At 74.9% G+C, this 20,400-nt stretch carries 16 protein-coding genes and 1 pseudogene; 10 read left to right on the top strand and 7 right to left on the bottom strand.

Annotated elements, in window-relative coordinates; translation table 11 throughout:
* Positions 1-4: 4 nt before the first annotated feature.
* Positions 5-823: pseudogene (locus tag ACZ462_RS05385) on the bottom strand (DMT family transporter); the annotation flags it as partial.
* 260 nt (positions 824-1,083) lie between these two features.
* Between ACZ462_RS05385 and ACZ462_RS05380 the strand changes: the two are divergent.
* The 3 genes from ACZ462_RS05380 to ACZ462_RS05370 all read left to right on the top strand — a co-directional run bounded on the left by ACZ462_RS05380 (position 1,084) and on the right by ACZ462_RS05370 (position 4,299).
* Positions 1,084-2,571, top strand: a complete 1,488-nt coding sequence (locus ACZ462_RS05380; RefSeq protein WP_467802759.1) for an SDR family NAD(P)-dependent oxidoreductase — start codon at positions 1,084-1,086, stop codon at positions 2,569-2,571.
* Positions 2,572-2,928: 357 nt separating this feature from the next.
* Entirely contained in the window at positions 2,929-3,102 is a 174-nt protein-coding gene (locus ACZ462_RS05375) for a hypothetical protein (RefSeq protein ID WP_185902756.1), read from the top strand.
* A 201-nt stretch (positions 3,103-3,303) separates the two neighbouring features.
* On the top strand, positions 3,304-4,299 hold the full coding sequence (locus ACZ462_RS05370) for an NAD-dependent epimerase/dehydratase family protein (protein ID WP_467802760.1): 996 nt from the start codon (positions 3,304-3,306) through the stop codon (positions 4,297-4,299).
* On the opposite strand, the gene ACZ462_RS05365 is transcribed toward ACZ462_RS05370, so the two are convergent.
* The 3 genes from ACZ462_RS05365 to ACZ462_RS05355 are packed head-to-tail and all read right to left on the bottom strand — an operon-like array spanning position 4,285 to position 7,240.
* The gene (locus ACZ462_RS05365) at positions 4,285-5,745 is read right to left on the bottom strand and encodes a lipase maturation factor family protein (protein WP_467802761.1); all 1,461 of its coding nucleotides are present in this window, start codon (positions 5,743-5,745) and stop codon (positions 4,285-4,287) included. The two genes, ACZ462_RS05370 and ACZ462_RS05365, sit on opposite strands and share 15 nt — an antisense overlap.
* 20 nt (positions 5,746-5,765) lie before the next feature.
* Positions 5,766-6,299: a DUF1990 family protein gene (locus ACZ462_RS05360; protein ID WP_467802763.1), complete on the bottom strand. Its 534-nt coding sequence runs from the start codon at positions 6,297-6,299 to the stop codon at positions 5,766-5,768.
* Positions 6,296-7,240, bottom strand: coding sequence for a YndJ family protein (locus ACZ462_RS05355; RefSeq protein ID WP_467802765.1), 945 nt, complete (start codon positions 7,238-7,240; stop codon positions 6,296-6,298). Before ACZ462_RS05355 ends, ACZ462_RS05360 begins: the two co-directional genes overlap by 4 nt.
* 311 nt (positions 7,241-7,551) lie before the next feature.
* Between ACZ462_RS05355 and ACZ462_RS05350 the strand changes: the two genes are divergently transcribed.
* The 4 genes from ACZ462_RS05350 to ACZ462_RS05335 all read left to right on the top strand — a co-directional run bounded on the left by ACZ462_RS05350 (position 7,552) and on the right by ACZ462_RS05335 (position 12,358).
* A complete protein-coding gene (locus tag ACZ462_RS05350) occupies positions 7,552-8,901 on the top strand; it encodes a DUF6777 domain-containing protein (protein WP_467802766.1) in 1,350 nt (449 codons plus the stop codon).
* Positions 8,902-8,908: 7 nt separating this feature from the next.
* A complete protein-coding gene (locus ACZ462_RS05345) occupies positions 8,909-10,972 on the top strand; it encodes a SpoIIE family protein phosphatase (RefSeq protein ID WP_467802767.1) in 2,064 nt (687 codons plus the stop codon).
* A gap of 67 nt (positions 10,973-11,039) precedes the next feature.
* Positions 11,040-11,900, top strand: a complete 861-nt coding sequence (locus tag ACZ462_RS05340) for an Fpg/Nei family DNA glycosylase (RefSeq protein WP_467802768.1) — start codon at positions 11,040-11,042, stop codon at positions 11,898-11,900.
* Between the two features lie 38 nt (positions 11,901-11,938).
* The gene (locus ACZ462_RS05335) at positions 11,939-12,358 is read left to right on the top strand and encodes a hypothetical protein (protein WP_467802770.1); all 420 of its coding nucleotides are present in this window, start codon (positions 11,939-11,941) and stop codon (positions 12,356-12,358) included.
* Between the two features lie 27 nt (positions 12,359-12,385).
* On the opposite strand, the gene ACZ462_RS05330 is transcribed toward ACZ462_RS05335, so the two are convergent.
* Both ACZ462_RS05330 and ACZ462_RS05325 read right to left on the bottom strand, forming a co-directional pair.
* Positions 12,386-12,850 carry a hypothetical protein gene (locus ACZ462_RS05330; RefSeq protein WP_467802895.1) on the bottom strand — a complete coding sequence of 155 codons (465 nt, stop codon included), beginning with the start codon at positions 12,848-12,850 and terminating at the stop codon, positions 12,386-12,388.
* Positions 12,851-13,083: 233 nt separating this feature from the next.
* On the bottom strand, positions 13,084-13,623 hold the full coding sequence (locus tag ACZ462_RS05325; protein ID WP_467802771.1) for a sigma-70 family RNA polymerase sigma factor: 540 nt from the start codon (positions 13,621-13,623) through the stop codon (positions 13,084-13,086).
* Between the two features lie 340 nt (positions 13,624-13,963).
* On the opposite strand from ACZ462_RS05325, the gene ACZ462_RS05320 reads away from it, so the two are divergent.
* The 3 genes from ACZ462_RS05320 (at position 13,964) to ACZ462_RS05310 (ending at position 19,571) form a co-directional block, all read left to right on the top strand.
* On the top strand, positions 13,964-15,163 hold the full coding sequence (locus tag ACZ462_RS05320; protein ID WP_467802772.1) for a CapA family protein: 1,200 nt from the start codon (positions 13,964-13,966) through the stop codon (positions 15,161-15,163).
* A 105-nt stretch (positions 15,164-15,268) separates the two neighbouring features.
* Positions 15,269-18,574, top strand: coding sequence for a bifunctional lysylphosphatidylglycerol synthetase/lysine--tRNA ligase LysX (lysX, locus tag ACZ462_RS05315; protein ID WP_467802773.1), 3,306 nt, complete (start codon positions 15,269-15,271; stop codon positions 18,572-18,574).
* A 70-nt stretch (positions 18,575-18,644) separates the two neighbouring features.
* A complete protein-coding gene (locus ACZ462_RS05310) occupies positions 18,645-19,571 on the top strand; it encodes a polysaccharide deacetylase family protein (RefSeq protein ID WP_467802774.1) in 927 nt (308 codons plus the stop codon).
* Positions 19,572-19,608: 37 nt separating this feature from the next.
* Here ACZ462_RS05310 and ACZ462_RS05305 read toward each other — a convergent pair whose 3' ends face one another.
* Entirely contained in the window at positions 19,609-20,295 is a 687-nt protein-coding gene (locus tag ACZ462_RS05305) for a class F sortase (protein WP_467802775.1), read from the bottom strand.
* Between the last annotated feature and the right edge of the window lie 105 nt (positions 20,296-20,400).

Raw genomic sequence — 20,400 nt, 5'->3', positions numbered from 1 at the left:
CGGCCGTGAGCGCGACCAGGCCGGCCGCCGCCACCGCGGCGCTGGCCAGCGCCCCCGCCGTGCCCGCCGCCCCGTGGCGGAAGCCCTCGCCGAACAGCGTGATGCCCACCGCGGCCGCCACCACCGGGTTGACGACGGTCAGGGTGGCCAGCGGCGCGGCCAGCCCCGCCCCGCGGTAGGCGGCCTGGGACAGCAGCAGCCCGGCGCAGGCCAGGACCGCCACGGCCGCCGCGTCCGGCCACAGGCCGCCCGCGAATCCGCGTACGGCGCCCTCGGCGACCGGCTTCGTGAACACCGACGCCATCCCGAACGCCGTACCCGCCGCCGCGGCCAGCAGCACGCTCCGCAGCACCGGCCGCCGCATCCGGCAGGCGGCCGCGAACAGCCCGGACACCCCGGCCGCGGCCACCGCGAGCAGGAGCACCCGCTCCCCGGCCGCGGGCAGCCGGTCCGCGGCCCCGTCCGGGTTCCCGCCCGTCAGCGCCAGCAGCCCCGCCAGCCCCGCCGACGCCAGGACCGCCCCGCGCCACGCCGCGGCACCGGCCCGCCGCCGTACGAAGACGGCCGCCATCGGCAGCGCGAACACGATCGTCAGCGCGCCCAGCGGCTGCACCAGGCTCAGCGGCCCGTAGGCCAGCGCCACGACGTGCAGCACGGCGCCGAGGCCGTTCAGCGCGACGGCCGCCCACCACGCGGCCCGGCGCAGCGGCGCGTACGGCCGGTCCGGGCTGGTCACCGCGACCCGCTCCTGCACGATCGCGCCGCCCGCGTACGCGACCGCGGACACCAGGCACAGCAGCACCGACAGCCCCAGGGCACTCATGTATCCCACAATGCCGGGTCGGGGCCGCCTATTCCTCCCCCTGGAGGACCACATCGACCCTGCTCAGGGTGTACTGCGGAAGGATGACGCGGTCGCGCCCGCACTCCCCGCGCGGTACGCCTCCGGTGACGGCCCGGACGCGGTGAGTGAGCCGTCGCCGCACGGGTTTGGTTCCGGGGCCGCAGCATCCGTACAGTTGCCGTTTTGAGGACTTCCGCAGCAGGCGGATGCGGACGAGTGACCAAGGAACGGCAGCGGCCATGACGGCGACCGAGACCGAGACCGAAGACAGCCAGGCGTACGGGCCGGGCATCGACCCCGAGCGCATGGCCGTCTGCCTCAGCGTGCTGGACGAGCTGGACAAGCTGGAGGTCGACCACCCCGACGCCGTCGCCGTGCGCCGGGCCACCGCCGGCATCTACCGGACGGTGAAGCAGCGCCGCCGCCAGGAGCGCCGCGCCGCCAAGACCGCCAACGACAAGGCGGTCACCGAGGCCACCGCGACGGGCTCGGCCCAGCGCATCGACGACGAGACCGAGGGCATCCTCCCGACCTCGGTGACGGAGGCCGGCCGGATCGCCGGCATACTCCAGCGCCCGCGCTCCTGCTACGTCTGCAAGACGCGGTACGTCGAGGTCGACTACTTCTACCACCAGCTCTGCCCGCCGTGCGCCGCCGAGAACCGCACCCGGCGCGAGGCCCGCGCCGACCTCGCGGGCAAGCGCGCGCTGCTCACCGGCGGGCGGGCGAAGATCGGCATGTACATCGCGCTGCGGCTGCTGCGCGACGGCGCCCACACCACGGTCACCACCCGCTTCCCGAAGGACGCCATCCGCCGCTTCAAGGCGATGGAGGACTCGGCGGACTGGATGCACCGCCTGGAGGTCGTCGGCATCGACCTGCGCGACCCGGCGCAGGCCGTGGAGCTGGCCGACCGGGTCGCCGCCGCCGGGCCGCTCGACATCCTGATCAACAACGCGACGCAGACGGTGCGCCGCCTGCCCAGCGCGTACGCCGCGCTGGTGGAGGGGGAGGGCGCCCCGCTGCCGGCCGGCGAGCTGCCCGCCCACCACGTCATCGGCGCGTTCAACTCGGGCTCGGTCGACGGCCTGGCGGCGCTGCCCGTCGGCGTGAGCGGCCTGGAGGCGCAGAAGGTCGCGGACCTCGCCCTCGTCGCGGGCAACGCCAGCCTGGAGCGGCACCTGGACGGCACCGCCATCGACGCGGGCGGCCTGCTGCCCGACGTCGTCGAGAGCAACACCTGGGTGCAGACCATCGACCAGATCTCCCCGGTGGAGCTGCTCGAGACCCAGCTGTGCAACTACACGGCGCCGTTCATCCTGATCAGCAAGCTCCGGCCGGTGATGGCCGAGGCGGCCCGCAAGGCCGCCAGCGGTCGGGCGTACATCGTGAACGTCTCCGCGATGGAGGGCGTCTTCAGCCGCGGCTACAAGGGCGCGGGGCACCCCAACACCAATGCCGCCAAGGCCGCGATGAACATGGTGACCCGGACGAGCGGCCAGGAGATGTTCGAGACCGACCGCATCCTCATGACCTCCGTCGACACCGGCTGGATCACGGACGAGCGCCCGCACTTCGACAAGCTCCGGCTGGCCGAGGAGGGCTTCCACGCCCCCCTGGACCTGGTCGACGGGGCGGCCCGCGTGTACGACCCGGTCGTCCGCGGCGAGGCCGGCGAGGACCTGTACGGAGTCTTCCTCAAGGACTACGCGCCCGCGAAGTGGTGAGCGCAGGCCCACCCGACCCCGGTGCGGCAGCGCCCCGGCCCCTCCTCCCGAGGGGCCGGGGCGCTTCTGCGTTTCCGAGCCGGCGGCCGGCGCGAGCCGAGGGCGAAGGACGCCTCAAAGGGCAGACCTCGCCGCAAAGGTGACACACGAACCACAGAACCGATCGGATATTCGCGCCATTGGGGTGGATTTTGCCAATCTACAGAGCGCGAGCCTGCTCAGATGTGTACTCTGAGGGACACGTTAGAGCCCCACCCAGGCCACGCTCCACCACGGCGCCACCGCGTCTTGAAACTCTTCATTCCCGATACCCGATGCGGTTGGCCGCCGGGTCAAGCGACACCGAAGGAGTGCGCGGTGACAGACACGAAGACGAAGTCGGACGAGCTGCTGGAGCGCACGGGGTGGAAGGGCCGCCCCCACAGCGACGAACTGGGCAGCCTCGAGGTCTGGGCCCGCTCGGCCCCGATCCGCCTCGCCGGCTACGAGGACGACCTCGCGGAATCCCACATCCTGCCCGGCATCGACTAGCCCGGCAGCGACCCCGCTGCCCCTCCGGCCGTCACACGACGCACGACGGCAAGGGGGCGGAGCACGGCTCGGCGGGCGGAGGCAGACGTGCCGCCGCCCGGGGCCGGGCAACCGGAGTTCCCCGTTCGCTTCCGCCGTCGGCGTCATCGCTGAGGGCGATCACCGCTTCCACCGCCGCACCGGCCCCGGCACGCTGGCCGCATGACGAAACTGCTGATGCTCGGCGGAACCGAGTTCGTCGGACGCGCCCTCACCGACGACGCCCTCGCCCGGGGCTGGGACGTCACGGTCTTCCACCGCGGCCGCCACGCCCCGCCGCCCGGCACCCGGGCCGTACACGGCGACCGCACCGCCCCCGACGGACTCGCCGCCCTCGCCGCCCCCGGAGCGGGCGAGTGGGACCTGGTCGTCGACACCTGGTCCGGCGCCCCCACCGCGGTCCGCGACACCGCACGCCTGCTGCGCGACCGCGCCGGCCACTACACGTACGTCTCCAGCCGCTCGGTCCACCCCTACCCCACGGGCGTCGACGCCGCCGAGGACGCCCCCGTCGTCGACGGCTCGCCCGACGCCGGCTCCACCGCCTACGCCGAGGACAAGCGCGGCGGCGAGATCGCCGCAACCGACGCCTTCGGCGACCGCGCGCTCCTCGTCCGGGCCGGCCTGATCCTCGGGCCGTACGAGAACGTCGGCCGCCTCCCCTGGTGGCTGGGCCGCACCGCCCGCGGCGGGCCCACCCTCGCCCCGGGCCCGAAGGACCTGCCCCTCCAGTACATCGACGTACGCGACCTCGCCCGCTGGACCCTCGACGCCGCCGCGGCCGGGATCGGCGGCCCGTACAACGCGGTCTCGCCCGCCGGCCACGCCACCATGGGCGCCTTCCTCGAAGCCTGCACGGCCGCCACCGGCGGCGTCGCCGACCTGCGCTGGACCGAGGCCGCCCCGATCCTCGACGCCGGCATCGAACCCTGGACCGACCTGCCCGTCTGGCTGCCCGAGGGCGAACTGCACGCCCACATGTTCGGCGCGGACGTCTCCAAGGCGCTCGCGACCGGCCTGCGGTGCCGCCCCGTCGAGGAGACCGTCGCCGACACCTGGGCCTGGCTCCGGTCCATCGGCGGCACCGCCCCGCTCCGCCCCGACCGCAGCGCCAAGGGCCTCAGCCCCGAACGGGAGGCCGCCCTACTCGGGCTCTGACCGCGCTCCGGCCCCGCCCGAGCCGGACGCCGCCGAGAGGCGAGTGGGGGGCAGGTACTCCCGTACCAGGCTTCGATGCCACCACGCCCCCGTCTCGCGCAGCTCCCGCCAGGTGGTGAACCGGTACCGGTACAGCCGGGCCCGCACGTACACGGGCGGGGCACCGGGGAAGGGGTTGCGGCGGATCAGCCGCAGCGTGTCCCGGTCGCCCTCCAGCAGCCGCTCGACGAAGGGACCGAACCAGTCCCGGGCGTAGCCGGGGGAGAGCGCCGCGAACCACATGAGCCAGTCCAGCCGCAGGTGGTACGGGGCGAACTGGCGCGGGACCCGGCGCGGATCCCCCGGCTTGCCCTTGAAGCCGTACTCCCGCCATTCCCCGTCCTCCCGCGGCACCGCGTCCGGAGTGCCCTCGACGACGACCTCGTCGCGGATGCGGCTCACCGTGCCGAAGGCCCCGTACGTGTTGACCAGGTGCAGGGAGTCGAAGGAGCGGTTCATCACCTGCCGCCGCGAGACCATGTTGCGCACCGGGTGCCTGCTCAGCACCAGCACCAGCAGCGTCACCGCGCACACCAGCACCGCGAACCACACCGGCGGCGGGGCGGAGGCCGCGGCCGGCGGCGGGCCGGCGACCGGGGTGAAGTCGACCGCCGGCAGCGCGAGCGTGATCGTCAGCCAGTTCAGCCAGGCGAAGTTCCCGGAGAGCACCAGCCACAGCTGCGTCGCCATGATCGCGCAGGCGGCGTACGAGGCGACCGGCTGCGGCGCGAACAGCAGCACCGGCACGACCAGTTGGGTCACGTGGTTGGCGGCGCACTCCACCCGGTGCAGCGGCTTCGGCAGGTGGTGGAAGAACCAGCTCAGCGGGCCGGGCATCGGCTGCGTCTCGTGGTGGTGGTACAGGCAGGTCAGCTTCCGCCAGCAGGCGTCTCCGCGCATCTTGATCAGCCCGGCCCCGAACTCCACCCGGAACGCCGCCCACCGCAGCAGCCACAGCACCAGCACCGGCGGCCCGGTCTCCGCGTTGCCGAGGAACACCGCGAGGAAGCCGGCCTCCAGCAGGAGCGACTCCCAGCCGAAGGCGTACCACGTCTGGCCCACGTTCACGATCGACAGGTACAGCGCCCACAGCACCGCCCACATCGCCATCGCCGCACCGAGCGGCACGGCGTCCCCCGCCCCGGCCGCCAGCGCCGCGGCCAGGGCCGCCCCTCCCCAGGCGCAGCCGGCGAAGAACCGGTCCGAGTAGTGGAGTTGGAACAGGCTGGGGGCGCGTTTGAAAGGCACGAACCGCACGTACCGGGGGACCGGCAGCATGCCGCGGCTCCCGATCAGGGCCCGGAACTGGAGGGCGGCCGCCAGGAAGGCGACGAGGTAGACGGCGGCGAGGGCCCGCTGGAAGACCAGCCGGCCCAGCCAGAGGTCGGGCGCCGTGAACCAGTCCATCCCCTCCAGTATCAGGCGGTTCAGCCCGCGGCGGCCAGCCTGCGCAGGGTCCGGCCCAGGCGGCGGGCGTAGCAGCGCTGGAGGAAGGGCACCAGCGGGCCGGCGGCCCGCGTGTACCAGCGCGCGGGACGGCTGAAGGCGGTCACCTCGAACCACACCGTCCCGTCCCGGTCGAGGAGGACCAGGAAGGACTCCTCGCCCTGCTCGGGGTGGCCGGCCAGGGTCCCGTAGGCGAAGCCGGTCCGGGTGGGCTCGTACGCCGTCCAGACGACCTCGCAGGGCACCTCGATCCGCAGCGGGCCCCAGCCGAGCCCGACCCCGACGCGGCTCCCGGGCCGGACGGCGCCGTGGCCGCAGCGGACCGACACGCCCGCGGCGCGGTGCGCGCCGAAGGTGGTGACCGCGGCCCCGGCCGCCTCGAAGACGGCGCGGCCGCGGCCGATCCGGGTCCGGTGGCGGAGGTGGTGGTATCGGTCGGGCAGGGGCAGTGCGGCGGTGGCGCCCCGCTCCGGGTAGGTGAGCGCGGGGCGGGCCGCCCCGGTGAGCCGGGTCATCGGATCGTCTCCTCCGTCTGCGGCGTGGTCTGCTTCTGCCCCGTACGGCCGCGGTCCCGCCCGGTCGGCGGGGGCTGCTGCCCGTGCGGTACGGGACCGGGAGGGCCGGCGGCCGCAAGGCGGCGCCACGCGAGCAGCGCGCACACGGCGAAGCCGAGGGCGTTGCCGACGCCGTGGGTGGCGGCCGTCCAGGCCAGGGTGGGGTGCACGGCTCCGGTGGCCTCGCCGACCGCCCACCACAGGGCGAGGAGCATCGTGGCGACGAGGACGGCCGATGACGCGGCGAGGAGCCCCCGGGTGAGCCGGTCGCGGGCGGTCGGGCGCACCTCCCGCCAGGTCACCAGCGCCACCGCCCACATCCCGGTGGTGAGCACGACCGCGCCCGCCAGCTCCGCCCAGTCGTCCACGAAGTAGCCGAGGAGCACCAGCAGGGTCCCGCCGGGGACGCTGTACGCCGCCAGGCGTGCCGCGGGCCCCGGTGCCGCCCGGCACACGAGCCCGGCGACGAGGGCCGCCGCGAACCCGGCGTAGTGGAAGTGCGGCACCGTGAGCGCCAGGATGTCCAGGTCGAAGCCGAAGAGCCGGTACCCGGCCCGCTCGGCCACCAGCGCCGTCGCGGCGACCGCAGGCGCGGCCAGGGCCGTGGCCGCGGCGAGCGCGGCGGGGGCGGAGCGGGCCCGGTCCGCGGACGGCGCCCGCAGGAGCCGCTGCAGCCGGCCCGGGGCGCGGGCGGCGAGCGCGAGGGCGGCCGCCGCGTAGAGGGCGGCCAGGGCCGTCGCGGCGGCGCCGCGCGGCAGCCAGAGGCACACCGCGCCGGGCGCGGCGGCGAGCGGCCACCAGCGGGCGGTGCGGTGCAGGGCGGCCGGGTCGATCAGCCGCAGACCGGCGGGCACGACGTACAGCATGCCCAACGCCACGACGAGGTTCAGCAGGACGGTCACCGCGCATCCCTTCTCCTCCGGAAACGCCGGACGCCGCGCACGCGGGCGCCCCGGCCCCTCCCGCGCTTTGAACGCGTTCAGGTCGCGGTCGTGACCCTACGGGATTCCCTGAACGCGTTCAAGAATGCTCTCCGGGGTGCGCCCGTACCGCTCGGGGGAGGCCGTGCGCCCGGCTGCGGGCGCTCCGGTTGCGGGGCCCGCCGACATGCGGCAGACAGGAGGGAGCATCCGGGGCGAACAGGGAGAAGACCGTGCACGAGCCGACACCCCGTCAGGCGCCGCGTCGTCACACACCGGCCCGAGCAGCCCTCTTGACGTTGCTCGGCCTCGCCGCCGCGGCTTGCGGAGGCGGCGAGGAGGCCCCCGCGCCGGCCGGCCCCGAGAGCCAGGAGATCCACCTGCAGCCCGTCGGCTCGGCGGGCCCCGATCCCTTCACCCCCTCCTCCGCCACCGCCGAATCCGCCCCGGCCCAGCCCCCGCTCCCCAACCCGACCGGCCGCGGCATCCGCACCGTCAATGCCGCCACCCCCGGCCTCTACGGCGGCACCAAGCGCCTCGGCAGCTGCGACGTCGAACAGCAGCTGCGCACCCTCACCGGCGACGAGGGCAAGGCCCGCGCCTTCGCGGCGGCCTCCTCCGTCCAGGAATCCGGGCTCCCCGAGTTCCTGCGCGGGCTCACGCCGGTCGTGCTCCGCGCCGACACCCGCGTCACGAACCACGGATTCCGCGACGGCGGCGCGTACGGCTTCCAGTCCGTCCTCCAGGCCGGCACCGCCGTCCTCGTCGACGCCCAGGGCATGCCCCGCCTGCGGTGCGCCGGCGGCAGCCCGCTGCTCGCCCCGCTCACCGCCAAGGGCACCCCCGCCGTCAAGGGCGAGCGGTGGAACGGCTACCAGCCCAACCAGGTGATCGTGATCGAGCCGACCCCCTACCCGCTCGCCGGCCTCGTCATCGCCAACGTCGCGGACAACTCGTGGATCGAGCGGACCACCGGCGACGACGGCGCCCAGGACCGCTCCCCGCGCGTCGTGCCCGCGTACGACCCCGCCGACGGCATCCCCCTCGGAGCGGCGCCGGCCACCGCCCCGGCCGCCCCGCCCGGCACCCCCGGGCTGCCGCCCGCGCAGAGCGTCCCGGGCGGCCAGGACGCCCCGCAGCGCACCCCGTCCCAGCCGGGCCTGCCGGGGGTCGGGTCCTCCGACGGGTCGGCCGAGGCGGATCCGGCGGCGGGCGGCGGCGACCTGGCGCCGTGGCCGGGCGGGGACGACGCGGCCGCGGACACGGGCGACCTCTACGACCCGAACGCCCCCGAGGCGGAAGCCGACGCGGCCCTCACCGACACGTCCGCCGACCCGTGGGACGCCGACCTGGACGGCACCGCGACCGACGGCGCGGACCCGGCCACCGCCGACTCCTACGAGGCCGACTCCTACGAGGCCGACTCCTACGAGGCCGACTCCTACGACGCCGACTCCTACGACGTCGACTCCCACGACGCCGACCCCTACGGCACCGGTGTCGAGGAGACGGGCACCGCCGACGGCGCGGCAGGCGCCCCCGGCACCGGAGCGGCGCAGGAGTCCGACCCGGCATCGGCCGGGGTGCCCGCCGCCGGGGCCGCGACCGCCGCCGTTCCGGCCGCGCATCCGGGGGGCGCCTGACCCGCCCGTGTGTCATGGTGGACCGGTGCCGACCACCGTATCGCTGCCGGACGACTGGCCCGCACACCCGGACCGGTCGCTCTCGCTCAACCGGATGGGCAGCTTCGACTGGGACCTGTCCACCGGCCTGATGCACCTGGACACGGCCGCCCTCGACGTGTTCGACACCGCCGCGGAGGAGTACGACGGCCGGCCCGAATCGCTCGCCGCCCGGGTGCCCGAAGGGGAGTCGGCCCGCCTCTTCGACCTCGTCTCCCACGCCCTCAAGAGCGACGAGGACAGCTACGGCGCCTACTTCCGGATCCGCTGCCGCGACGGCCGGCTGCGCTGGACGCACACCCAGGGCCGCGTCATGCGCGACCCCGACGGCCGCCCCCACCGGATCATCGGCATCGTCCGCGACGCCACCGAGGAGCTCAGCCACTCGGCCGAACGCCTCGGCCTCGACGAGGAGCGCCGCCGCCAGACCTCGGTGGTCGAGAGCACCACCGCGGCACTGGCCCACGCCCGGACCGTGAAGGACGTCATCGACGTCATCGGCGACGCCCACGGCCTGGAGCGGCTCGGCTCCATGGGCATGGTCATGGGACTGGTCGAGGCCGGCCGCATCCACCTCGTCGCCGAGGGCCCCTCGGGCAGCTTCGTCCCCGGCACCCGCTACACCCGCATCGACGAGGACTACCCGATGAGCGAGGTGGTCCGCTCCCTCCAGCCGCGCTTCCTCGACTCCGCGGACGAGTTCGCCGAGGGCTACCCCGGCCTGTGGGCGAAGATCTCGTACATGGACATCTCGGCGGCCGCCTACCTGCCGCTGATCGCCCAGGCCCGCCCGATCGGCGCGATCGGCCTGCTCTACCAGGACAAGGACGGCTTCACCCAGGACGAGCGGAACCTCCTCGTCGCCCTGGGCAGCAGCATCGCCCAGAGCCTCCAGCGCGCCATGCTGCTGGAGCAGGAGCACGACCTCGCGGAGGGGCTCCAGCAGGCCATGCTGCCGCGCCGGATCCCCACCGTCCCCGGCGGCGACATCGCCGTCCGCTACCGGTCCGCCCGGATGGGCCAGGACATCGGCGGCGACTGGTACGACGTGATCCCGCTGCCGGGCGGCCGCGTCGGCGCCGTCATCGGGGACGTCCAGGGCCACGACACGCACGCCGCGGCCGTCATGGGCCAGCTGCGGATCGTGCTGCGCGCGTACGCCGCCGAGGGCCACTCGCCGGGCACCGTCATGGCCCGGGCATCGGTGTTCCTGCACGAACTGGACACCGACCGCTTCGCCACCTGCACCTACGTCGAGGCCGACCTGTCGACCGGCGTCCTGCAGGTCGTGCGCGCCGGGCACATCGACCCGCTGCTGCGCACCCGCGACGGCGACTGCCGCCGGCTCGACGTCGAGGGCGGCATGCCGCTCGGCCTCTCGGCGGAGTTCGGCCGCCTGGAGTACCCGGTCACGACGGTGGAGCTCGACCCGGGCGAAACGATCCTGCTGTGCACGGACGGCCTCGTCGAGCACCCCGGAGCGGACCTCGACGACGGGGTGCGGCTGCTGTCCGGGCTGATCCGCGGCGGCCCGGAGGACCTCCAGCGGCTCGCCGACCGGCTGTGCGAGGTGATAGACGAACGCGGCGGCGACGACGACATGGCGCTGCTCCTGCTGCGCCGCCGCGTGGAGGAGGCGGAACGGGGCGGCGGCCGGCTCCAGCAGCACGTCGCCCCCGGCGACCCGGAGGCCCTCGTGTCCGCCCGCCACATGATCGGGGCGGCGGTGCGCGCTTGGGGTGCGCGGGAGCGCTCCGACGAGATCGAACTCGTCGCGGACGAGCTGATCGTCAACGCCCTGATGCACACGGACGGCCCTGCGATCGTCACCCTGCGCGTCCTGAGCGGGCAGGTCCGCCGGCTCCGCGTCGAGGTGGAGGACCGCTCCAGCGCCCTCCCGCGCCGCCGGGAGGCGGGCGAGGCGGGCGTGTCCGGGCGGGGGCTCATGCTGGTCGACCGGCTGGCGGACGTGTGGGGCGTGGAGGCGCGGGGCAGCGGCAAGTGCGTCTGGTGCGAGTTCCTCCTGACCTGAGCCGGCACCCGCCATCCCGGGGCCTCGTCCGGTCGCGCATCCGCGGCCGGATGGGCAGGCTGGGGGCATGCCCGAGCTGCCGGAGGTCGAGGCCCTCAGGGAGTTCCTCGACGAGCACCTCACCGGAAGGGTGGTCGAACGCGTCCTCCCGCTCGCCGTGAGCGTGCTCAAGACGTACGACCCGCCGCTGTCCGCCCTGGAGGGGCAGGAGGCCGGGCACACCGCCCGGTACGGCAAGTTCCTCGCCCTGCGGATCGGGGAACTCCACCTGGTCGCCCACCTGGCACGGGCCGGCTGGCTCCGCTGGCAGGACGCCCTGCCCGACCGGCCCCCGCGCCCCGGCAAGGGGCCGCTCGCCCTGCGCGTCGCCCTCGAAGGCGGCGGCGGCTTCGACCTGACGGAGGCGGGCACCCAGAAGCGCCTCGCCGTCTACGTGGTCCGGGACCCGGCGGAGGTGCCGGGCATCGCCCGCCTGGGGCCGGACCCGCTGGCCGAGGGCTTCGACCGGGAGGCGTTCGCCGCGCTGCTGGCGGGGGAGCGGCGGCAGATCAAGGGCGTACTGCGCGACCAGGGCGTCCTCGCCGGCATCGGCAACGCCTACAGCGACGAGATCCTCCACGCGGCCGGGGTGTCCCCGTTCAAGCCGGCGTCCGCCTTCGACGAGGAGCAGACCACCCGCCTGTACGAGGCCGTCCGGGGCACCCTGCGCGAGGCCGTCGACCGGGCCCACGGCGTGGCCGCCGGCCGGTTGAAGGCCGAGAAGAGGAGCGGCCTGCGGGTGCACGGCCGGGACGGCGAGCCGTGCCCGGTGTGCGGCGACACCATCCGGTCGGTGTCGTTCGCCGACTCCTCCCTCCAGTACTGCCCCACCTGCCAGACCGGCGGCAAGCCGCTCGCCGACCGCAGGCTCTCCCGCCTGCTCAAATGACCCCCGCCCGCGCCCGCCGCTGCGTAGACTCCCGCACCATGCAGGACCCCCCGCCACACCCGCCCCGGCAGGCGGCGGCGCCCCGGCGGGAGACCGTCACGGGGGTGCCGCGCGCCGCCCGCCGCCGTGCTCCCGCCTACACCCCGGCCCGTTCGGAGATCTGCGAGCAGACCAGCCTCGGCACGACGTACGTACGCGCCCTCATGCGCAGCCAACTGCGCGCCGGGCTGGGTGCGGTGGTTGCGCTGGCGCTGGCGGTGGGGGCGCTTCCGCTGCTGTTCGCGCTGCCGCGGGCGGTGCCGGGACCGGTGGTGTGGGCGGTGCTCGGGGTGGCCGCCTATCCCGTGCTGTGGCTGATCGCACGGTGGTACGTCGTCCGCGCCGAGCGCAACGAGGCCGACTTCGCCGGCCTGGTGCTGGACCCGGCCGACCCGCCGCCCCCGCGGAGGCGCCCGTAGCGGGGCGGGCGGCAGGGCCGGGGCCGGTCAGAAGAGGTGCATGGCCAAATGGCCCAGGGGGAGCCCGAGCTGCCAGGCGGGCGTCCACACGCGGGCGTTCTCGTCCAGGCCCTGGTACGGCTCGGCCTGGCCCGGCCGGGCGGCGTCGATGTTGGTGGCGAAGAGCTCCGTCCGGTCCAGCCAGCGCCAGGCGGCGCGGGCCAGTTCGAGGTCGGGGTCCTCGCCGCGGCCGCTCTCGCGGGCCTCCTCGCCGAGCGCGAGGAAGCGGGTGTGGACCCAGTCGCGCCAGGGGTGCCCGTACGCCGTCAGCGACATCCACTCGTCGAGCTGGGAGACCACGCGGATCCCCGAGAGCTCGCCGGCGGCGTCGGAGAGGTAGATGGTCAGGGCGAGCGTGTCGCGGCCGGCGCGGAACTCCAGGGTGCCGGCCGGGATCAGCCGGCCCGTGCGCAGCAGTTCGTCGGCGATGTACTCGGCGTACAGCCACGCCATGGGCACCGCAAGCCCGCCGTCACTGGTGCCGTTCGTACCCTCGGGCTGCACCGTTCCACCTTCTCCCGCGTGTCGAGCTTCCCGTCCGTGGGTTCCGAGCCTTCCCCTCCCGGCTTGCGGCGTGGGGGATGTTTACTCAACTTGAACGGTCTGCGGCCTGTTTCCGCGCACTTCCTGTCCGATCCGCGTGCATTCGGATCGTTTCCCGGTGCGGCGGCCGGGCCGCGGCACTCTCACGCGCCGAGCCCGTACCCGTATCCCTGGAGGCCCTTGCGGAGGGCCCGCAGGGCGTAGTGGGTGCGGGACTTGACCGTTCCGGCGGGGATCCCCAGCTCGGCGGCGGCCTCGGCGACGGACCGGTCGCGGAAGTACACCTCCAGCAGCACCTCCCGGTGCTCCGGCCCCAGCGAGCCGACGGCGCGCCGGACGTCGATGGCCGTCACGGAGCCCGCCACCCCGTCCTCGGGGGCCGGCGCCTGCTCCAGCGCTTCCGCGTCGACCTCCTGCGGGCGCGAGAGGCGCGCCCGGCGGGCGTCGATCGCGAGGCGCCGCGCGACGGTGAAGAGCCAGGGGCGCATGGACGCGTGGCCGCTCGCCAGGGCCTCGGGGTGCTGCCAGGCCCGGACGAGCGTCTCCTGGACGAGGTCCTCGGCGCGCTGGGCGTCCCCGGAGGTGAGGCCGAGCAGGAGGCCGAACAGGGCCCGACCGTGCTCGCGCTGGAGTTCGGCCAGCGCCTCGGGGGCCGTGCGTGCAAGGGTGGGGGAGAGGGGCACGAGGGCCTCCTTCCTGGGGCCGTCCGGGTCCGACGCACCCACCCTCACGTGCGCCGGGCGCCCCGTGAACCGTCCGGCCGCGGTTGTGCGCCCAAGCGCCCGGGACGACCGGTGGGCGGCCGCCCGGACCGGTGGGCGGTCGCCGAACGGTCGAACGGTGCGGTGAACGGCCCCCGCGGGGCCCCACGGTCCCCGGCGCCCCTGCCGCCCCCATGCCCCCGCGGCCCTCGCGCCGGCGGCCTCGGGTGCGGCCGGGCGGCCCCCTCCGACGCGCAGCCCCTCCCTCCATGGACTAAAAGATGATCAGATAGTCGTACTAATTGGAGAGGGAGTCGCGCCCATGACCCAGCGCACCCGCAAGACCCTCGCCCTCCTGTCCGCGGCCCTGCTGTCGGCCGCCGCCGCGGCCGCCTGCTCGGCCGGCCGCACCCCGCCCGCCCGCCTCGGCGACGCCCACCCCCCGCCCTCCCGCGCCGCCGGCCCGGCCGCGACCGCCGCACGCGGCTTCACGCTCGTCGCGAGCGGCGACGTCCTGCCCCACGACTCGGTCATCAAGCGGGCCGCGGCCGACGCCGACGGCGCCGGCCACGACTTCCGGCCGATGTTCTCGCACGTCAAACCGCTCGTCTCCGCCGCCGACCTGGCGCTGTGCCACATGGAGACCGTCTACGGCCCCGACGGCGGCCCCTTCACCGGCTACCCGGCCTTCCAGTCCCCGCCGGAAGTCGCCGACGGCCTCAAGGACGCCGGCTACGACGGCTGCTCGACCGCCTCGAACCACACCCTCGACGCCGGCGCCGAAGGCCTTGCGCGCACCCTCGACCGCTTCGACCGGGTCGGCCTGCGCCACGCCGGCTCGGCCCGCACGGCGGCCGAGGCGGCCACCCCGACCCTCTACACCGCAGGCTCGGCCAAGGTCGCCCACCTCGCCTACACCTACGACACCAACGGGTACCCGATGCCCGAGGGCCGGCCGTGGGCCGTCAACCTCATCGACAAGGACAAGGTCGTCGCGGACGCGCGGGCGGCCCGGAAGGCCGGCGCGGACGTGGTCCTCGTCAGCCTCCACTGGGGCACCGAATGGCAGACCGCGCCGGACGAGCGGCAGCTGACCCTCGGCCGGGAGCTGACCGCGTCCCAGACCGGCGGCCGCCCCGACATCGACCTGATCCTCGGCACGCACGCCCACGTCCCGCAGGCATACGAGAAGGTCAACGGCACCTGGGTGGTCTACGGCATGGGCGACCAGGTCGCCGGCGAGATGTTCAACCACTCCGGCGACCGGGACCTGCGCGGCAACTACGGCTCCCTCGCCCGCTTCACCTTCGCCCCGCCGGCCGCGGCGGGCGGGCGCTGGCAGGTCGCCAAGGCCGAGTTCGTCCCCCAGATGATGGACCTGGACGCCGGGAAGGTCGTCAACCTGCCGGCCGCCCTCGCCGAGGAGCCCGGCGACGCCGGCTACCGCCGCGCCCGCGACACCGTCAGCGAGGCGGTCCTGGGCCGCGGCGCCGCCGCACACGGCCTCACCATGGGCCGCTGACGTGTCCGCGCCCGGCCGGGACGGGCGGGCTCCCCGCCCTTCACCCTCCCGGGGGACCGGGCGCTCGCCGCGCGGACCGCGGCCGGGCTCCCTAGAGTGCCAACCATGAGTGCCACGACGGAGCAGACCCGGGGGACCCGGAACCGCTTCCTGAACCGGGTGCCCGACGGGTTCGCCGCCTTCTTCGGCGTCCTCGGCCTGTTCTGTGCCGTCCTGGCGCTCTCGCCGGCGCTGCGGTACCTGCTGCGGCACGTCGTCCGCTTCCTCGACGACTTCGTGGTACCCGTCAGCGAGAACCTCGCCTACGCGGTCTTCCTCTTCCTCCTCGCCGCCGCGCTCGGCGCCCGCAAGAAGGTCGCCTGGTGGATCGTCGTCGCCTACCTGGCCATGCTGGCCCTCGTCGACGTGCTGCTCATCGGCGACGGCTGGATCCGGATCGGCGGCCCCTCCCTCGTCATCGCCGCCGCCGCGCTGGCGCTGCTGACCGCCGCCCGCAGCGAGTTCTACGCCGCCTCCCGGCCCGGAGCGTTCTGGCGGGCCCTGCTCGTCCTCGGGCTCGGCCTGCTCGCCGCCGTCCTCCTCGGCTGGGCGCTCGTCGCCCTCTTCCCCGGCACCCTGCCCCGCGGCCAGTGGCTGGACTGGGCCGCCAAGCAGGTGTTCGGCGGCCTGTTCTCGGCCCGCGAGTTCGACGGCCGCCCGCCGCGGCCCCTGTCCTTCCTGCTCGGCCTGTTCGGCGCGCTCGCCCTGCTGGGCGCCGCGGCCACGCTCTTCCGCTCCCAGCGCATGACCGCCGCCCTGCACGGCGACGAAGAGCCCCGCATCCGCGCGCTGCTCGGCGCGTACGGCCGCTCCGACTCCCTCGGCTACTTCGCCACCCGCCGCGACAAGGCCGTCGTCTTCGCCCCCAACGGCAAGGCGTGCGTCACCTACCGCGTCGAGGCGGGCGTCTGCCTCGCCAGCGGCGACCCGGTGGGCGACCCCGCCGCCTGGACCCCGGCCATCGACGCCTGGCTGGCCGTGGCCCGCCGATACGGATGGCAGCCCGCCGTCATGGGCGCCTCCGAGGACGGTGCCACCGCCTACGCCCGGTCCGGGCTGAGCGCCCTCCAGCTCGGCGACGAGGCCATCCTGCACGTCGCCCACTTCGACCTCGACGGCCGCGACATGCGCGTCACCCGCCAGGCCGTCAACCGGGTCCGCCGCGCCGGGGCCACCACCTCCATCCGCCGCCACTCCGCGCTGTCCGACGAGGAGATGCAGCGGATCATCGACCGCGCCGACACCTGGCGCGACACCGAGACCGAACGCGGCTTCTCCATGGCCCTCGACCGGCTCGGCGACCCCGCCGACGGCGACTGCCTGCTCGTCGAGGCCTTCGACGCCGACGGCGAGCTCATCGCCCTGCTGTCCTTCGTCCCCTGGGGCAAGGACGGCATCTCCCTCGACCTGATGCGCCGCGACCGCAACGCCCCCAACGGCGTCATGGAGTTCATGGTCGCCCAGCTGTGCGCCGCCGCGCCCGGCCTCGGCGTGCGCCGGATCTCGCTGAACTTCGCCGTCTTCCGCTCCGCCTTCGAGGAGGGCGGCCGGATCGGCGCCGGCCCCGTCCTGAAGCTCTGGCGCCGGCTGCTGCTGTTCCTCTCCCGCTGGTGGCAGCTGGAGGCCCTCTACCGCTCGAACGTCAAGTACGGGCCGGAGTGGTACCCGCGGTTCCTCTGCTACCAGGACGCCGGCTCGCTCGCCCGGGTCAGCCTCGCCTCCGGCATCGCCGAGGGCTTCGTCTCCGTGCCCAGCCTGCGCACGCTGTGGGGCAAGGGCCACCCCAAGGGCGTCACCGCCCCCGCGAACACCGCGGAGCTGCCTCCGCTCGACTCCCTCGGCCTGGACGCGGCCGGCGGGCAGGGCGGTCCGGCCCTCCCCGCCGAGCGCCTGCCCGAGCAGGTCCGCGTCCGCCACGCCAAGCTCGACCGGCTGCGCGCCGCCGGCGTCGACCCCTACCCCGTCGGCGTCCCCGCCCCCACCCACACCGCGTCCGGGCTCCTGACCGCCCGCCCCGGCCTGCCGCCCGGAGCCCGCGGCGACGGCCCCGCCACACTCGCCGGGCGGATCATGGTCGTCCGCGACCTCGGCGGCGTCGTCTTCGCCGTCCTGCGCGACTGGTCCGGCGACATCCAGCTGATGCTCACCCGGGACGAGAGCGGCGCCGCCGTCCTCGACTCCTTCACCTCCCAGGTCGACTTCGGCGACCACGTCACCGCCACCGGCCGGACGGGGGCCAGCAAATCCGGCGAACCCTCCCTCCTCGTGGAGTCCTGGCAGCTCACCGGCAAGTGCCTGCGCCCCCTGCCCGACAAGCGCAAGGGCCTCGCCGACCCCGAGGCCCGCGTCCGCCGGCGCTACCTCGACCTCGTCGCCAGCCCGGAGGCCCGCGACACCGTACGGGCCCGCTCGACGGCCGTGCAGGCCCTGCGGCACGGCCTGCTGGAGCGCGGCTTCCTGGAGGTCGAGACCCCGATGCTCCAGCAGATCCACGGCGGGGCCAACGCCCGCCCCTTCCGCACCCACATCAATGCCTACGACCTCGACCTGTACCTGCGCATCGCACCCGAGCTGTACCTGAAGCGGCTGTGCGTCGGCGGCATGGAGAAGGTCTTCGAGATGGGCCGCACCTTCCGCAACGAGGGCGTCTCCTACAAGCACAACCCCGAGTTCACGATGCTGGAGGCCTACCAGGCCTACGCCGACTACGACGTGATGCTCGACCTGACCCGCGAGCTCATCCAGGGCGCCGCCACCGCCGCCTTCGGCTCGCCCGTCGCCCACAGGACCGGCCCGGACGGCAGGCTCGCCGTCCACGACATCTCCGGCACCTGGCCCGTCAAGACCCTGTACGGCGCGGTCAGCGAGGCCCTCGGCGAAGCCGTCGACGCCGACACCCCGGAAGCCGTGCTGCGCCGGCTGTGCGACCGGGCCGGGGTGCCCCACACCCCCGCCGACACCCGCGGCGACGTCGTCCTGGAGATGTACGAGCGGCTCGTCGAGGAGAAGACCACCCTGCCCACCTTCTACAAGGACTTCCCCACCGACGTCTCCCCGCTGACCCGGCAGCACCGGCGCGATCCGCGCCTGGCCGAGCGCTGGGACCTCGTCGCCTTCGGGACCGAACTCGGCACCGCCTACTCGGAGCTGACCGACCCCGTCGAGCAGCGGCGCCGGCTCACAGCGCAGTCGCTGCTCGCCGCGGGCGGCGACCCGGAGGCGATGGAACTCGACAACGACTTCCTCGACGCCCTGGAGTACGCGATGCCGCCCACCGGCGGGCTGGGCATCGGAGTGGACCGCCTCGTCATGTTCCTCACCGGTCTGACGATCCGCGAGACGCTGCCGTTCCCGCTGGTGCGGCGCGGCTGATCGGGTGAGGGCGCGCGGCCGCGTCCGCGCCTCTCGACATCCCGGCCGGTCTCGTTGATACGTAGTAATAATGAAAAATGACGAGCCGACAGTCGGGCGGCGCGTGCTCCTGCGCACCGCAGTCTTCCTCGGAATCGCCGCAGCCTCCGGACTCCTGGCCTCCGGCGAGTCCGGCCCGCCCGGAAGCGCCTCCGCCGGCGGAACCCCCGGAGGCCGGGGAGCCGCCGGAGCCGCGGGGGCCGCCGGGCAGCCCGGTCCGGGAGGCGCGGCCGGCCCCGGAGGCGTCCGAGCCGTCCGGCCGCAGACCCCCGGCCGGACCGCCTACCGGCTGAGCCCCATGACCGCCGAGGCGCCCGTGCGCCCGCCGGCCGCCAGGCCCGCCGTCCGCACCCGGCCCATCCTGGAGCTCGACCCGGCCGCGGCCGCCGGCAACTCGATGGTCCTCACCTTCGACGACGGCCCCGACCCCCGCTACACCCCCGGCATCCTCGACACCCTCGCCCGGTACGGCGTCCGCGCGATGTTCTTCGTCTGCGGCGAGATGGCCGCCGAGAACCGCGACCTGGTCCGCAGGATGGCCGCGGAGGGCCACCTCATCGGCAACCACACCTGGTCCCACCCCCTCATCCCCCGCCTGAGCAGGCCCGGCCTCGCCTCCGAGATCGGCCGCACCAGCGAGGTCGTCGAGCGGACCGTCGGAGCCCCGCCCCTGTGGTTCCGGGCGCCGTACGGCGCGTGGAACCGGGCCGCCTTCGAGATCGGCGCCGAACTGGGCATGGAGCCCCTCGCCTGGACCGTGGACAGCCTCGACTGGACGGAGCCGGGCACCTCCGTGATCGTCTCCCGCATCCTCAAGGGCGCCGCACCCGGAGTGATCGTCCTCTCGCACGACGCCGGCGGCGACCGCACGCAGAGCGTCCACGCCCTCGGCACCTACCTGCCGCAGCTCCTGGCCCGCGGCCACCGGATGACCCTGCCCGTGCTGCCGCCCCGCTGAGGAAACGTATCCCCAGCGGGGCGCGGCGCCCGCCGGCTCAGCGGGCCTCGACCATGCGGGCGAACACGACGACGTTCCCGTCGTAGCCCCGCGCCTTCGAGTAGCCGCCACCGCACGTGATCACCCGGAGCTCGGGCAGCCCGGTGTCCCCGTACACCCGCGCTCCGGGGAACGTCTCCTTCGAGAACACCTCCACGCCGTACACCTCGAACACCGCGGTGCGCCCGTCGTAGCGGTCGACCTCGACGCGGTCGCCCTTGCGCAGGGCGCCCAGCCCGTAGAACACCGCAGGGCCCTGCTCGTTGTCGACGTGGCCCACGACGACGGCCGAGCCGCGCTGGCCCGGCGCGATGCCGTTGAGGTACCAGCCGGCCAGGTTCGGATCCTGGGCCGGCGGGGCCTCGATCCAGCCCTGCGCGTCCAGCCCCACCGTCATCACCGGTGCGTCCACCCGGATCTGCGGAATCCGGATGCGCTGGACCGACGAGTGCTCCAGCTCCGCGGCGCCCGCAGGCAGCGCCGCACCCGGCGGCAGCGGCATCGGCGCCTGCCCGTCCGGCTGCCCGGCCGGCGCCGACACCGCAGCGGCGGCCGTCGGCTGCGGCGGCCCGTCCCCGGACTCGGCGCCGTTGCGCATCATGGCGAGGCCGCTGAGCATGACCAGCGCGAGCACACCCCAGGGGGAGCGTCTCCTCGGCCGCAGCTCACTCTCGTCCTCGGTCATGGCTCTCCCTTCCCGACGCGGGGGTCCCGACCCGCGTTCCATCCCGCCCCTTCACGCCCTTCTCCACGCACGCTAAGCCCGCCCGCGCAAGACGGCGATCGCTGC

The organism is Streptomyces sp. NPDC031121, assembly GCF_055570615.1.
Note: the sequence above shows the minus strand (reverse complement) of the source record. Positions and strands in the feature narration are given on the sequence as shown.